Raw genomic sequence first — 14,571 nt, 5'->3', positions numbered from 1 at the left:
CGGAGCACCGACGCCGGCGTGCGGCGGGACCTACTCGTCGAAGTTGCGGTCCGCCAGGGCGGTGATGCGCGCGACGGCGTCCTCGGCCTGCGTTCCCGTCGCCGTCACGACGACCGTGTCGCCCTTCCGGGCGGTCAGCGACATCAACGAGAACACACTCCTGGCGTCGGCGTCGGTGTCGCCGAGCGAGATCCGCACGTCGGCGTCGACGTCGGCGATGCTCCTGGCGAGCAGGGCCGCGGGCCGGGCGTGCAGTCCGACCTCGTTCTCGAGCGTGATCTCCGCGCGGGCGCCCGGCTCCGGCTGCGCACCGGACTCCGGCCCTGCACCGACGGTGTCACCGGAACCTGGCGCCTCGGCGGTATCGGCCACTTCGGACCGGCCCGCCGCCGCACGGGCCGCTGCCGCCACCGCACCACGGTCGCCGCCGCCCTGGGCCGAGACCGCAGCCGCGATCGCACCCTCCACGAGCGGGGCGTCGACGACCACGGCCGTCTCCGGCTCCGGCAACGATTCCACGGCCATCTCCGCCGTCATCTGCGCGCTTCCCAGGTCGTAGAGCACGACCACGCCCGCTGCCGCCGCGGCCTCGGTCACCGCGGCGAGCACGGCCTCGAAATCGGTGCCGATCCCGCCGTCGGGAAGCCCACCGGCCGGCTTCACCGTCACGTCGGGCGCCATCTGGGCGGCGACCTCGGCGACCCCGTCGGCCAGCCGGCCGCTGTGCGACACGATCACCAGCCCGACCAGGTCGCCGCTCATCGTGCGGCCTCCGCGAAGGACCGCAGCAGCAGCGCCGTCGACGTCGCGCCCGGATCGGCGTGACCGACACTGCGCTCGCCCAGATACGACGCGCGCCCCTTACGGGCGGTCAGCGGCACGGTCGAGTCGGCGCCCTCCTTCGCGGCGTCGGCCGCGGCGCTGAGTACCGCCGCCACATCCCCGCCGTCGGAGTGGGTGCGCTCCGCGGCTTCGACCGCGGGCTCGAGCGCGTCGACCATCGTGGCGTCGCCGACCTCGGCTTTGCCGCGGGCGACCACACCGTCCAGCGCTGCCCGCAACCCCGCGGCGACCGCGGCGCCGTCCAGTTCGGACACATCGCCGAGTTTGGTCGCCGCACGCAGGAACGCCGTACCGTACAGCGGCCCCGCCGCTCCGCCGACCTTCGAGATCAGCGTCGTCGCCGCGACCTTCAGAACCGCACCTGGCGTCTCCGGCACACCGGCGTCGAGCGCGGCGAGCACCGCCGCGAAACCACGGTCGAGATTCTCCCCGTGGTCGGCATCGCCGATGGCACGGTCCAGGTCGATCAGTTCGGCCTTGTGCTCGGCGACCGTCTCCGCGCCCGCGCGCAGCACCCCGGCCACCCGTTCCGCGTTGCAGCCCATCAGACCCCCCACCGCAGCGACGGGGTGTGCACCGGGGCGTCCCACAGCTCGGTCAACTCGTCGTCCATCCGCAACAACGTCAGGCTGATCCCCTGCATCTCCAGGCTCGTGATGTACGGGCCGACGAGCCTGCGGGTGACCCGGATGCCCCGGTCCGCGAGCAGCCGCTCGGCGATCCCGTGGGCCAGATACGTCTCCATCGGCGGTGTGGCGCCCATGGAGTTGGTCAGCAGCAGCACGTCGTCACCGTCGCCGAACGGCAAGTCCTCGACCACGGCCGTGACCATGCGCTCGACGAGCGCGTCGGCCTGCTCGGCGGGAATCCGCTCCCGGCCCGGTTCACCGTGAATGCCGATGCCGAACTCGAACTCGTCGGCTCCGAGGTCGAAACTCGGCTCCCCGGCGTGCGGCACCGTCGGCGGCGAGAGCGCCACGCCGATCGACCGCACCTGGCCGACCACTCGCCGCGCGAGCGCCTCGACGGCATCGAGCCCGTCCCCACGTGCGGCAGCCGCGCCGACGATCTTCTCCAACGGCACGGTGCCGCCCACACCGCGCCTGCCGGCGGTGAACGTCGAGTCGGCCACCGCGACGTCGTCGTCGATGACCACGCTGCGCACGTCCAGCCCTTCGGCGGCGGCCAGCTCGGCGGCCGTCTCGAAGTTCAGCACGTCGCCCGTGTAGTTCTTCACCACCAGCAGCGCACCTGCCTGCCCGGTCGTCGCCGAGACCGCCGCCTGCACCGCGTCCGGCGTCGGCGAGGTGAACACCGGGCCGGGAACGGCCGCATCGAGCATCCCCGCACCGACGAACCCGGTGTGCAACGGCTCGTGGCCGGAGCCTCCGCCCGAGATCACGGCCACCTTGCCGGAGACCGGTGCATCGGCACGCACCACGTGGTTCGGGTCGTAGGCCACGCGCACCAGGTCCGCGTGCGCGGCTTCCAGTCCTCGGAGCGATTCGGCGACCACCGCCGCCGGATCGTTGATGATCTTCTTCACGACGCCCTACTTTCCGTGTCACCTTCGACTTCGCCCGCGAACGCGGCGCGTGCTCGAGGCAACGCTAACGACAGAAGCAGGCCGGGCGCCACGCGAGATTCCGCGTCGGCAGCCCGGCCTGCTTCTCGTGTTCGGTCGTTCTCAGTCCTGCCCGGCCTGGGAGGAGTCGTTCTCCTCGTCCTCGGGCACAGGCACCGTCAGCGGACGGAGCTTCACCCACAGCAGGAACAGGCCGGTGAACACGAGCATGCCGATGCCCGCGAGCAGGTTGATGTTCATGCCGTCGGCCTTGGCCAGGTCCTCGTCGGAGACGAACCCGATCCCGAGGATCGTGATCACCAACCCGTACACACCGGTCAGCAGTGCGATGACCAGCCGGACGTCGAACGCACCGGCGGTGCGCTTGCGCGTGTCGCTGCCCATTGTCCGCCTCCTAGAAGAAGATGTTCAGGACGATCGTGAGGACCAGGACGATGCCCGCCAGCAGGCCCGGGTTGCGGTACCAGCCCGCGTCCTCGCCCACCGTCGAACGCTTCAGCTTCTCCTTCGGCGTCAGCGAGTAGACCAGGCCCACGAGCTGCGCCTCCGGCTTCGGCTTCGTCACCATGGTGACCACGACGCTGACCACGATGTCCACCACGAACGCGGCGCCGGCACCGATGAACGAGGCGCCCTGGCCCGGCAGGTCCCACACTCCGGTCTCGGCGAGCATGAAGACACCGACCGCGGCAGCGGTACCGGTGACCAGGCCCGTCCAACCGGCGGTGGGCGTCATCCGCTTCCAGAACATACCGAGGATGAACGTCGCGAACAGCGGTGCGTTGAAGAACGAGAACAGCTGCTGGAGGTAGTCCATCAGGTTGCTGTAGGTGGAGGCGATGAACGCCGTGCCGATCGCGAGGATCGTGGCGCACGCGGTGACCACCCGGCCCGCCCGCAGGTAGTACTGATCCGGCTTGTCCTTCTTGATGTAGGCCTGCCAGATGTCGTACGTGAAGACGGTGTTGAACGCGCTCAGGTTCGCCGCCATACCGGCCATGAACGAGGCCAGCAGACCGGCGATCGCGATGCCGAGCATGCCGTTCGGCAGCAGGTCACGCATCAGCAGCAGCAGCGCGTCGTTGAAGGTCGCGCCGCTCGGCGCGGCCTCGCCCGCCATCAGGGCGGCCTTGTTCTCGCCGGACAGCTCGGTGACGCTGACACCGGCGATCATGCCCGGAATGATCACGATGAACGGGACGAGCATCTTCGGGAACGCACCGATGATCGGCGTGCGCTGGGCTGCCGACATGCTCTTCGAGGCCATCGCGCGCTGCACCTCGACGAAGTTCGTCGTCCAGTAGCCGAACGAGAGCACGAAGCCGAGACCGAACACGAGGCCGAGCACCGACAGGAAGTTGTCGCCGAAACCGGTGAGCTGGTTACCCGGCCAGGAGCTGAGCTGTTCCTCGCCGCCGGGGCCGTTCGCGACCTTGTCGACGAGGCCCTCCCAGCCGCCGACCTCGTGCAGCCCGACCAGCGTCAGCGGCAGCAGGGCCGCGACGATGACGAAGAACTGCAGCACCTCGTTGTAGATCGCCGCCGACAGTCCACCGAGCGCGGTGTAGGCGAGCACGATGACCGCCGCGAGGATGATCGACACCCAGAGCGGCCAGCCCAGCAGCAGGTTCACGACGCTGGCAAGCAGGAACAGGTTCGCACCTGCGATGAGGATCTGCGCCATCGCGAAGCTGACACCGTTGACCAGGTGTGCCGGCTTGCCGAATCGCCGGAGCATGAACTCCGGGACACTGCGCACCTTCGACCCGTAGTAGAACGGCATCATCACGATGGCCAGGAACAGCATCGCCGGGATCGCGCCGACCCAGAAGTAGTGCACGGTCGGCAGGCCGTACTGAGCGCCGTTCGCCGACATGCCCATGACTTCGATCGCACCCAGGTTGGCCGCGACGAACGCCAGGCCGGTCACCCACGCGGGCAACGACCTGCCGGAAAGGAAGAAGTCCAGACTCGACGACACCTGTTTCCGCGCCAGGTAACCGATACCGAGCACCAGGGCGAAGTAGAACGCGAGCAACGCGTAGTCGACCGCGTTCGCGTCGAGCCGTAGATCCTGGGCTAGGACGGTCATCGGCCCACCTCCGGAATCAACAGTAGTCAACAGAAATGATCACAGATCAAGCTGCGCGCGAACATTACCGCACGCAGATACTCACCTGAATCCCACATCGCGAATTACGCAACGACCACGTCGAGACACGGACAGTGACGCCAATTGGTACATACCGGATGCCCGGCAAGCCGGTGAACGCGCATTCCGACACGGCCACGACGGCGAGGCCCGAACAGGAGGTCCGAACAGGAGGAGATCCGAACAGGCTGTGACCCACGGCGGCGCCCACGTCCCCACCAGGGAGCGAGAGCGGCCTGCACGGCTTGCTCGGCGCGCCGCCCGTCAGAACAGGCGGAACTCGTCCGGTTCGATGCCGCGAAGCGCGTCGTAGTCGAGCGTGACGCAACGGATGCCCCGGTCCTCGGCCAGCGTCCGCGCCTGCGGCCGGATCTGCTGCGCGGCGAACACACCCTGGACAGGCGCCAGCAACGGGTCCCGGTTGAGCAGTTCGAGATACCGCGTCAGCTGCTCGACACCGTCGATCTCGCCGCGCCGCTTGATCTCCACCGCCACGGAGGCCCCTTCGGAGTCACGCGCGAGGATGTCGACCGGGCCGATCGCGGTCGGATACTCCCGCCGCACGAGCGAGTAGCCGTCGCCGAGCGTGGTGATGTGTTCGGCCAGCAGCTCCTGCAGATGCGCCTCCACACCGTCCTTCTGCAGGCCCGGCTCGGCACCCAGATCGTGCGATATCTCCTCGACGACCTGGTCGATCGTGATGACCAGCTTCTCGCCGGCCTTGTTCTCGACGATCCACAGGTTGCCGTCCTCGATGAGCCAACACGGCGGACTCATCCAGTTCAGCGGCTTGTAGGCGCGGTCGTCGGAGTGCACCGACACCGAACCGTCCGACTTGACCAACAGCAGCCGGGTGGCCATGGGCAGGTGGGCGGTGAGACGGCCGGCATAGTCGACCTGGCACCGGGCAATGACCAATCGCACCCGGCAGAGATTAGGGGACTTGCCACGGCACGTGACGATGGCCCCGGCGATGGATCGCCCACGTCGGCCGAGAGGGGCGACCCTTCCACGGCGACGCGCGCACCACACCGATGACGTCTCCGGTGACCGTGGCGAAGGGGCACGGTGCGACCGGACCGGACATCGCACCCCACAACGGCATTGTCTTCGCTGGTCATCGCAGGAGCCGCGGACTGCACGCGGGACTACCGTGGTCCGGACATCGACGTCGGCATGGCCCGTGGCCTTCCCCGGACACACCGTGACGACCGGGCGAGCGCACGACCATGCCGAGCGGCCGGTCGACACGCCGGTCACGACTCCGAAAAGCCGGCTCACGGGAAAACCCGACTATGACATTCCTATATCGGTCGGCTCATTCGTCCGAGATCCATTCGGGAAGTCGCGGCGCACGAAGCCCTCTCCCCCGTTAGTGTCATGCGGGTGCCGGCGCTGGCCGCCGCCTGTCGCAGCAGGCGTCGCGAGCGAAAGACCGACGAGAGGTGCTGATGAACGATATACCGACTGTCTGGGACTGGACGGGAAACCTGCTCACCGGTTTACGCATCACTCTGCTGGTCACGGTACTCGGCACGATCCTCATGATCGCGATCGCCATCGTGCTGGGACTGATGGCCCGCTCTCGCCGCATCGCGGTACGGGGCATCGCGCGCGTGGTGATCGAGTTCTTCCGCGGCACGTCGCTGCCGATCCAGCTGTTCTTCCTGTTCTTCGGCCTGCCACTGCTGGGTATCCGCTTCGATCCGCTGGCATGCGGTGTGATCGCGTTCGGCCTGAACTACGGCGCCTACGGCTCCGAGGTGGTGCGCGGCTCCATCAACGCCGTGCCCAAACCGCAGTGGGAGGCCGCGACCGCGCTGAACCTGTCCGCGTGGCAGCGGATGACCCGCGTGATCTGGCCACAGGCGATCCCGCTGATGATCCCGGCGATGAACAACCTGTTCATCCAGCTGCTGAAGAGCACGCCGCTGCTGTACGCCATCTCGCTGGCCGACATCATGACGAAGGCGGAGGACTTCCGTAAGGCGGGTGGCGACGCCACGCTCATGTACCTGGCCCTGATGGTGATCTACTTCGTCCTGGCGTACGCAGTGACCCTGCTGTCCAATATGGCCGAGGTGATCGCCAAGACCCGACTCGGTCAGCACGCCGGTCTGCGCAGCGTGTTCACCTTCCGCAAGCCGAAACCCGCTGAGGAGGCGAAGCTCGTGGATGCGAGCTCCGCGGCCGGCGGACCGGGAGGTGTCCGATGAACTTCGACCTCGAATACGCGGGCGAGATCCTGCCCGACCTGCTGCTGGCCTTCGTTCAGTACACGTTGGTCGCCACACTCCTCGGTATCGGTGTCGCCGCCGTGCTCGGCCTGCTGTTCGCGGTGATCCGTCAACTCCGGATCCCGGTGTTGACGCAGCTGCTGACGGCGTTCATCGAGTTCATCCGCAGCACACCACTACTCGTGCAGCTGTTCTTCCTGTTCTACGCGTTGCCGGGCATGGGCGTAACGCTCTCGCCGATGATGGCCGGGGTGACGGGGCTCGGTGTGCACTACGCGTGCTACATGGCGGACGTTTACCGGTCCGGCATCGATGCGGTCCCGCGTGGACAGTGGGAAGCGAGCGTCGCGCTGCAGCTGCCGCCGCGGGTGACCTGGCAGCGTGTCGTACTTCCGCAAGCGATCCGCAACGTGCTGCCCTCACTCGGCAACTATGCGATCGCGATGTTCAAGGAAACCCCGTTCCTGGCGTTCATCACGGTGCCGGAACTGCTCCACCAGGCGCAGGAGGTCGGCGCCAACACCTACGAGTACGTCGAGCCGTTCGCGCTGGCAGGCCTGATCTTCCTGGCCGCGAGCTACCCGACCGCGCTACTGCTGCGTCGCTTGGAACGCAGGCTGGAGACACGCTGATGCGTTGAGGGGCGTGAGCGCTCGACCGCGTTCACGCCCCTCAACGCATTCTCCTCAACCCTCCGTGGCGCAGAGTTCCTCGGTGGTGGCCTTACGGGCCTCCTCGGCCGGGAATCCCCACTTGTTCATCAGCTGCTCGAACTCCGAGCTTTCCTTGAACTTCTCCAACTCCCTGTTGTAGTTGTTGAAGAATTCCTTGTCCCCTGGCCGGAACGCCGCGCCGGAACCCGTGGTCGGGAACGCTTCGAGCGGCTCGGTGATCTCGAAACCGCCCTGCTGATCCTTCAGCTTCTCCAGGGACAGTGTCGGCAGGAGGATCGCGTCCACCCGGCCGTCCCTCATACCCTGCAACGCGTCGGGCGCCAGCGGGTAGGTCGGCAGCTTGGACTCGTCGATGCCCAACGACTTCGCGGTCTTCAACTCGAAGCTGCCTTCCAGCACCGCGACCGTGACGTCCTTGTTCTTCAGGTCGTCCACCGTGGTCAAGCCCTTGGGATTGCCCTCCGGCACCGCGAACGACTCCGTCGACACGAGCACCGGCGACGAGTACTGGACTTTCGCGCACCGCGTCTTGTTCATGAATAGCCCGGCCGTCACCATGTCCCAGCGGTCCGCATTGAGCCCGGGGATCATCGAGTCGTAGTCGGCCTGCACGCCCTTGATGTTGTCGATGCCCATGCGCTTGAGCACGGCCTGTGCCACGTCGGGTTCGGCACCCGTGAGCTCACCGTTCTTCTCGAGCACGGTGTACGGCGGCTCGTTCGCGACCGCGAGGCGCAGCGCCTGGCCCGAGTCCACCCGCTGCTGCAGGCCCGGCGCATCGTCGGACTGTCCGGTCTCGGGGTCGGTCGTCTGGCACGCACCGAGGAGCAAGCCGCCCCCGACGGCGGCGACACCGGTCGCGGAGTAGCGCAACATAGCCCGGCGGGAAAGGCGGTTCATCTTCGGTTCCGACACAATCTCTCCGTTCGAAAGACAACGGTTCATCGGACCCTAACCCAAACGAGTGGATCGGGCAGAATCTTCGCCATGGAACAGCTGAACTCGCGGCAGGTATACGCGAACAACTGGATGACGGTGCGGGAGGACGCGATCCGGCGGGACGACGGATCCCCAGGTCTGTACGGGGTCGTCGACAAACCCGACTACGCGCTCGTCATTCCCTACGAGGACGGCAGGTTCCACCTCGTCGAACAGTATCGTTATCCGCTCGGTATCCGGCGATGGGAATTCCCGCAGGGCACGGCGCCCGATCGGGCCGACGTCGAACCGGCCGTGCTGGCCGCGCGCGAGCTACGCGAGGAGACCGGACTGGCCGCGGGCGAACTGGTCGAAATCGGGCGACTCGACGTCGCGCCCGGCTTGTCCAGCCAGCGCGGCAGGGTCTTCGTCGCCACCGGCCTCACACACGGTGAGCCGCAACGGGAGCACGAGGAGCAGGACATGCGCTCGGCGTGGTTCGAACGGGCGAAGTTCGAAGCCATGATGAGAGCGGGCGAGATCACCGACGCCCAGTCCGTCGCGGCGTACGCGCTGCTCCAGCTGTGGGAGAAGCGCTCCTAGTCCGGCCAGTCGGGCTTGCGCTTCTCCAGGAACGCGGCCATCCCCTCGCGGGCGCCCGGCAACTGGGACGCCGCCGCCATGACCTCGACGGCGATGCGGTACGCGTCGTCCTCGGGCCGGTCGAGCTGCGAGTACAGCGTCTGCTTGCCCAGCGCCTTGGCCGCCCGGCTGCCGCGAGTCGCCCTGCCGAGCAGCTCGGTGACGGCCTCGTCGAGCTCCGCGTCCGGCACGACGCGGTTGACCAGGCCCCAGTCCAGGGCCGTCACGGAGTCCACGACGTCGCCGGTCAGCGCCATCTCCATGAGACGTTTGCGGCCGATCGTCCTTGCCACGGGCACGGCAGGCGTGTGGCAGAACCAGCCGCCCTTGCCGCCCGGCAGCGCGAAGCCGGCCGATTCGGCCGCCACTGCGAGGTCGCACGACGCGACCAACTGGCAGCCCGCGGCCGTCGCAAGCCCGTGCACCCGCGCGAGGACGACCTGTGGCACCGACTGCATCGTGTGCATCAGCCGGGTGCACACCTGCAGGAGCTCGCGTACCCCGACGAGGTCGCGCTCCGCGACGTCGCCGAAGTCGTGCCCGGCCGAGAACACGGGGCCCGCGCCTGCCAACACGATCCCGGTCGCGTCCGACTCGCCGACCTCGGTGAATGCGGCGAGCAGCTCCCGGAGGTGCTCCTCGGTCAACGAGTTGCGCCTGCTCGCGCGGTTCATCGTGATCGTGACGGTCTCGCCGTCGCGCTTGACGAGGACGTGCTCGTACTCACCCATGCAACGACCGTAACCCCGCCTCACCGGCTCGCGGAAGCGGCAGCTTCGCGGCGGAACGGGACACCCTGCGCGCACGGTTCGATCATCGAGCGCGTCACGGCTCCGCGAGAACCGTGAGGGATTAGGACGCTTCCCTGTCGATCACGGCGTGCAGGAACGCCTTCGTGCGTTCCTCGTCGGGGTCGGTGAACAGCTTGTCCGGCGCCGCATCCTCCACGATCTGACCGGCGTCGAACATCATCACGCGGTCGGAGACGTCGCGCGCGAACTGCATCTCGTGCGTGACGCACAGGAACGTGATGTCGGTGGTGCGGGCGATCTCGCGCAGCACTGCCAGCACACCTGCGACCAGCTCGGGATCCAGCGCCGAGGTGACCTCGTCGAGCAGCAGGATCTCGGGCTCCATCGCCAGCGCCCGCGCGATCGCGACGCGCTGCTGCTGCCCACCCGAGAGCCGCGAGGGATGCTCGTCGACCTTGTCGGAAAGGCCAACCATGTCCAGCAGCTCCTTGCCGCGCTGCTCGGCCTCGTCGCGAGACTTGCCGAGCACCCTGATCGGGGCCTCGGTGATGTTCTGCAGCACCTTCATGTTCGGGAACAGGTTGAACTGCTGGAACACCATGCCGATGCGCTTGCGGACCTGGCGCAGGTGCCTCTCGTCCGCGGGGACGAGTTTGCCGCCGCGATTCATGTGACTGAGGTATTCGTCGCCGACCTGGATCGTGCCGCCGTTGATGCGCTCCAGCGTCATCAGCAAGCGCAGAATCGTCGTCTTTCCGGACCCGCTGGGCCCGATCAGCGAGACGAACTCGCCGGGACTCACGGAGAAGCTCAGATCACGCAACACGACGTTGTCGTCGAACTTCTTGACAACATCCTCGAACCTGATCATCACATCCGAGCCAAGACCGGTCGATGTCTCACTCTGGGGGCACAAAACGACGCTCCAAAAGTCGGACGAGCAAAGGCATGACGAGCAAGCCGTAGGGTAACTCACAAGCAGGAACCCGCACGCCCACAACGATGATCGGCTCAACATACTTGCGCGTTTGCCCACGAATCGTGGAGGGTTCCGCTCTGCGGCGCCCCGGCAGGGACCCCCGCGGTGTTGCCACGGGGAGGACGTCCCGCTCCGGCTGCGGCCGAAGCCCCCGCCGCCGCGCCCGACCAGATGGCCCGAGGGCTTCGCTGCCGGACCCCGCCACCGTGTGGTGCCCGTACGCGCTCACCTGTGCGGCGGGCTCCGGCACGTCATGCCCTACCGTGGAACGCCGTGACGTGGAGTGCGTACAGCAGCTACCTGATACTGACCATCCTGGTCGTGATCGCCCCGGGCCCCGACACCGTGGTGACGCTCAAGAACGCGTTCGCGGGCGGATTGCGGGGCGGCATGATGGCCACCTTCGGTATCGCCGTGGGCAACCTCGTACAGGGCACGCTCGTCGCACTGGGACTCGGCACCCTGATCGTCCAGTCGCAACCGGTGTTCACCACGATCCGCTGGGCCGGTGTCGTCTACCTCTGCTACCTGGGCATCCAGGCACTCCGGTCGGCCTGGCGGGGCGACTACGCCACGATGGACGCCCAGGGCGCGGACGTCAGCGCGTTCCGCCGGTGGCGCGAAGGCTTCCTGTCCAACGTCACCAACCCGAAGGTGCTGGCGCTGTACCTGTCGGTGCTGCCGCAGTTCCTCGATCCGGTCACCAGCACACCGCTGCACGCGCTGCTGCTCGCGTACACCGTGGCCGTCCTGGGCGCCGTGTGGCTGGTCCTGTTGCTGATGTTCGTGCACCGCGTCCGCGCGTGGCTGCAGCGACGCCGCGTGCGCCGCGGGCTCGACATCGCGACGGGCGGCACCCTCATCGGCTTCGGCGTGTCCCTCGCGGCTGGCGGCTGACCAGCGGCCCTGCGACACCGCCGCGGCGAACGCGGACGGTCCTCAGCCGCCTTCCGGACCCGACGTGCCGACCCGGTCGATGCGCGCGCCGAGCCGGTTGAGGTTCTCCACGAAGTGCGGGTAACCGCGGTCGATGTGGAACACGTCCCACACCTCGGTGATCCCATCGGCGCACAGGCCCGCGAGCACGAGTCCCGCACCCGCACGGATGTCCGAGGCCCACACCGGCGCGCTCGACAGCTGCTCCACCCCGCGGACGACGGCGTGGTGCCCGTCCGTCCGCGCATCCGCGCCGAGCCGCACCATCTCCTCGATGAAGCGGAATCGCGCCTCGTAGACGTTTTCCGTGATCATCGACGTGCCGTCGGACACCGACGACAGCGCGACCGCGAACGGCTGCAGATCGGTGGCGAAGCCGGGATACGGCAGGGTCACGAAGTCGACCGACTGCGGCCGTTCGGGCTGCCGGACCCGGAAACCCTTGCCGTCGTAGGTCGTCACCTCGGCGCCGGCCAGGCGCAGCTTCTCCAGGACCAGTTCGAGGTGATGCGGGTCGACCCCGGTGACGGTCACGTCGCCACGGGTCATGGCGGCCGCGAACGCCCAGGTCGCGCCGACGATGCGGTCGCCGATCACGCGGTGTTCGGTCGGCTTGAGCTCGGCCACCCCCTCGACGGTCAACGTCGACGTGCCCGCACCCGAGATCTTCGCGCCCATTTCGCCCAGCATCGCCGCGATGTCGGCGATCTCCGGCTCCCGCGCCGCGTTGTCGATGACCGTCGTGCCCTCTGCGAGGACGGCCGCCATGAGGATGTTCTCGGTGGCCCCGACGCTCGGGAAGTCGAGCCAGATCTGCGCACCGTGCAGCCCCTCTGCCTGGGCGACCACGCAGCCGTGCTCGATTGCGCTCGTCGCGCCCAGCTTGCGGAGACCGTTCTGGTGCATGTCCAACGGCCGCGACCCGATCGCATCCCCGCCCGGCAGTGCCACGACCGCCTTCTTCAGCTTGCCGACCAGCGGGCCCAGCACACAGACCGAGGCCCGCAGCTTGCTCATCGCACCCGAGGACGCCTCGTGGGACAACTCCGCCGGAGTGGTGATGCGCACCACGTCGTCGTCGATCTCCACGTGGCAGCCGACACTGCGCAGCACGTCGGCCATCAACGGCACGTCGAGGATCCGCGGGCAGTTCGTGATCGTGGTCGTGCCCTCGGCGAGCAACGCCGCCGCCATCAGCTTCAGCACGCTGTTCTTGGCTCCGACGACCTCGACCTCGCCGGTCAGGCGCGCTCCGCCATGTACGTCGAAGTGCTCGCTCATGCGGACATCTTGCCCGCCCGAACCACGCACTCTGCGCAGGGGCATGCTTACAGCAAGAGTGGTCACAATTCGGCCACGACCGAAACACATGATCTCCGCCCGACGATGCCCCGCGCACGAGATCCTGACGTAGCCTCGTCGCATGTCTGTCCGGATCAACCGCGTGTACACCAAGGTCGGCGACACCGGCACCACCGCTCTCGGCGACGGTTCCCGCGTCGCCAAGACCGATCCGCGCCTCGGCGCCTACGCCGACGTCGACGAGACGAACTCGGTCATCGGCGTCGCCATCGCCCTGGGTGAACTGTCCGACGAGGTCGCCGGCGTGCTCCGCGGGGTGCAGAATGACCTGTTCGACGTCGGCGCGGACCTGTGTTCCCCCGTTGTGGCCGACCCCGAGTACCCGCCGTTGCGCGTGACCGAGCCGTACATCGAGCGGCTCGAAGGCTGGTGCGACGAGTTCAACGAGCGGCTCGGCAAACTGACCTCGTTCATCCTGCCCGGTGGCACTTCGGGAGCAGCCCTGCTGCACCAGGCACGCACCGTCGCCCGGCGTGCGGAGCGGTCGGCGTGGGAGCTCGCGGAGGCCGATCCGGAGCGCACCAACACCCTCGCGGTGAAGTACCTGAACCGGTTGTCGGACCTGCTGTTCATCCTCGCCCGGTTGGCCAATCCGGACGGCGACGTCCTGTGGCAACCCGGCGGCGGCCGCTGAGCACGATCTCTGAGCACGGCCCCTGAGCGGCACGTCCCCGCCGCTCAGGGCTGGTCGTCCGCCAGCACGTCCAACGCCGTCACCAGCGCAGGAAGCCGTTCACGGCCAACAGTGAGAATCTGCGTATCGGTCGACCAGTACCCCTGGCCGACCCTCTTCCGCATGTCCGCGGGACGACGCCGAGGGGACATCGGGGTGGCGTTCCTGGACGGCGCTCGACACCTTGGTGGCCGCTTCGGCCAGCACAGTGAGTTTCCACAGGAGGGCGTCGACCACGTTCTGAGCGCAGAACACGCATTACGGAACGCAGGACACGCGTGAGGCGCAGTCGCGCGTCAGCGCGGCGTCGGGGGTGGTGGCCGGGCGACGGGTGGGCTCAGAACACGCGCCGCGAGGTCTCGTCAGGAGGCGCGACGTATGCGCCTGCCGGGAGGCGCCGATTCGAGCCACGACAGGAAGCCGGTGAGCGCGTCCGGTCCCATCGCCACCTCGATGGGTTCACCGTGTGCCGGCTGACAGCGCAACACGGTCGAACCGGACGGGACGGCGTAGGACTCGGTGCCGATGGGATCACGCCGATCCGCGATCTCCAGCCCTTCCCGGCCCAGCACCCGGTCGGGCCCGCTACGCAGGCTCCACACGCGATACCACAGGAACTGCTCGCCGTGATAACGCGCGATACCGAGGTGCCAGCCGGAACGCTCCCGGTCCGGGTCCCACCGCAGCGCCACGCTCACGCCACCGCGGCGGCGCATCGCGACCCACCGCAGGCCGTACCAGAGCGCGAAGACGAGCAGTACCAGCAGGAGGGCGGAGACCACGATCGCTGCGTCCACGGCCGGCACCCCTGCTGGTCT

General features: G+C 68.0%; 16 protein-coding genes. 5 read left to right on the top strand and 11 right to left on the bottom strand.

Features of this window, described 5'->3' with window-relative positions:
* Positions 1-30: 30 nt before the first annotated feature.
* From dhaM to nucS, 6 genes are all read right to left on the bottom strand, one after another.
* Positions 31-762, bottom strand: a complete 732-nt coding sequence (gene dhaM / locus FB384_RS15255) for a dihydroxyacetone kinase phosphoryl donor subunit DhaM (RefSeq protein WP_183783691.1) — start codon at positions 760-762, stop codon at positions 31-33.
* Positions 759-1,388, bottom strand: coding sequence for a dihydroxyacetone kinase subunit DhaL (dhaL, locus tag FB384_RS15250; protein WP_183783689.1), 630 nt, complete (start codon positions 1,386-1,388; stop codon positions 759-761). Before dhaL ends, dhaM begins: the two co-directional genes overlap by 4 nt.
* Positions 1,388-2,389, bottom strand: a complete 1,002-nt coding sequence (gene dhaK / locus FB384_RS15245; RefSeq protein WP_183783687.1) for a dihydroxyacetone kinase subunit DhaK — start codon at positions 2,387-2,389, stop codon at positions 1,388-1,390. Before dhaK ends, dhaL begins: the two co-directional genes overlap by 1 nt.
* A gap of 141 nt (positions 2,390-2,530) precedes the next feature.
* The gene (locus tag FB384_RS15240; RefSeq protein ID WP_183783685.1) at positions 2,531-2,812 is read right to left on the bottom strand and encodes a hypothetical protein; all 282 of its coding nucleotides are present in this window, start codon (positions 2,810-2,812) and stop codon (positions 2,531-2,533) included.
* A gap of 10 nt (positions 2,813-2,822) precedes the next feature.
* A complete protein-coding gene (locus tag FB384_RS15235; RefSeq protein WP_183783683.1) occupies positions 2,823-4,520 on the bottom strand; it encodes a sodium:solute symporter family protein in 1,698 nt (565 codons plus the stop codon).
* A 324-nt stretch (positions 4,521-4,844) separates the two neighbouring features.
* Positions 4,845-5,504: an endonuclease NucS gene (nucS, locus tag FB384_RS15230; protein ID WP_183783681.1), complete on the bottom strand. Its 660-nt coding sequence runs from the start codon at positions 5,502-5,504 to the stop codon at positions 4,845-4,847.
* Between the two features lie 527 nt (positions 5,505-6,031).
* Between nucS and FB384_RS15225 the strand changes: the two genes are divergently transcribed.
* Together FB384_RS15225 and ehuD are read left to right on the top strand one after the other, a co-directional pair.
* Complete coding sequence (locus tag FB384_RS15225) at positions 6,032-6,796, top strand: amino acid ABC transporter permease (protein ID WP_183783679.1); 765 nt, start codon at positions 6,032-6,034, stop codon at positions 6,794-6,796.
* The gene (gene ehuD / locus FB384_RS15220) at positions 6,793-7,449 is read left to right on the top strand and encodes an ectoine/hydroxyectoine ABC transporter permease subunit EhuD (RefSeq protein WP_183783677.1); all 657 of its coding nucleotides are present in this window, start codon (positions 6,793-6,795) and stop codon (positions 7,447-7,449) included. Before FB384_RS15225 ends, ehuD begins: the two co-directional genes overlap by 4 nt.
* A 54-nt stretch (positions 7,450-7,503) precedes the next feature.
* On the opposite strand, the gene ehuB is transcribed toward ehuD, so the two are convergent.
* Positions 7,504-8,406: an ectoine/hydroxyectoine ABC transporter substrate-binding protein EhuB gene (gene ehuB, locus FB384_RS15215; protein WP_183783675.1), complete on the bottom strand. Its 903-nt coding sequence runs from the start codon at positions 8,404-8,406 to the stop codon at positions 7,504-7,506.
* A gap of 72 nt (positions 8,407-8,478) precedes the next feature.
* Between ehuB and FB384_RS15210 the strand changes: the two genes are divergently transcribed.
* Complete coding sequence (locus tag FB384_RS15210) at positions 8,479-9,012, top strand: NUDIX domain-containing protein (protein WP_183783673.1); 534 nt, start codon at positions 8,479-8,481, stop codon at positions 9,010-9,012.
* Here FB384_RS15210 and FB384_RS15205 read toward each other — a convergent pair.
* On the bottom strand, positions 9,009-9,782 hold the full coding sequence (locus FB384_RS15205) for an enoyl-CoA hydratase-related protein (RefSeq protein ID WP_183783671.1): 774 nt from the start codon (positions 9,780-9,782) through the stop codon (positions 9,009-9,011). The genes FB384_RS15210 and FB384_RS15205 overlap by 4 nt on opposite strands.
* A 121-nt stretch (positions 9,783-9,903) precedes the next feature.
* On the bottom strand, positions 9,904-10,674 hold the full coding sequence (ehuA, locus tag FB384_RS15200) for an ectoine/hydroxyectoine ABC transporter ATP-binding protein EhuA (RefSeq protein ID WP_183783669.1): 771 nt from the start codon (positions 10,672-10,674) through the stop codon (positions 9,904-9,906).
* 381 nt (positions 10,675-11,055) lie between these two features.
* On the opposite strand from ehuA, the gene FB384_RS15195 reads away from it, so the two are divergent.
* Entirely contained in the window at positions 11,056-11,679 is a 624-nt protein-coding gene (locus FB384_RS15195) for a LysE family translocator (RefSeq protein ID WP_183783667.1), read from the top strand.
* A 42-nt stretch (positions 11,680-11,721) separates the two neighbouring features.
* Here the strand turns inward: FB384_RS15195 and murA are convergent, their stop codons facing one another.
* Positions 11,722-12,999, bottom strand: a complete 1,278-nt coding sequence (gene murA, locus FB384_RS15190) for a UDP-N-acetylglucosamine 1-carboxyvinyltransferase (RefSeq protein WP_183783665.1) — start codon at positions 12,997-12,999, stop codon at positions 11,722-11,724.
* 142 nt (positions 13,000-13,141) lie between these two features.
* On the opposite strand from murA, the gene FB384_RS15185 reads away from it, so the two are divergent.
* The gene (locus FB384_RS15185; protein ID WP_183783664.1) at positions 13,142-13,714 is read left to right on the top strand and encodes a cob(I)yrinic acid a,c-diamide adenosyltransferase; all 573 of its coding nucleotides are present in this window, start codon (positions 13,142-13,144) and stop codon (positions 13,712-13,714) included.
* A 401-nt stretch (positions 13,715-14,115) separates the two neighbouring features.
* Here FB384_RS15185 and FB384_RS15180 read toward each other — a convergent pair whose 3' ends face one another.
* The gene (locus FB384_RS15180; RefSeq protein WP_183783663.1) at positions 14,116-14,550 is read right to left on the bottom strand and encodes a DUF2550 domain-containing protein; all 435 of its coding nucleotides are present in this window, start codon (positions 14,548-14,550) and stop codon (positions 14,116-14,118) included.
* Positions 14,551-14,571: the final 21 nt, after the last annotated feature.

Origin of the sequence: Prauserella sediminis, from assembly GCF_014195435.1 — a bacterium.
Classification (GTDB): domain Bacteria; phylum Actinomycetota; class Actinomycetes; order Mycobacteriales; family Pseudonocardiaceae; genus Prauserella; species Prauserella salsuginis.
The sequence above is the reverse complement of the archived record's forward strand: the minus strand, read 5'-3'. Positions and strand labels throughout refer to the sequence as shown.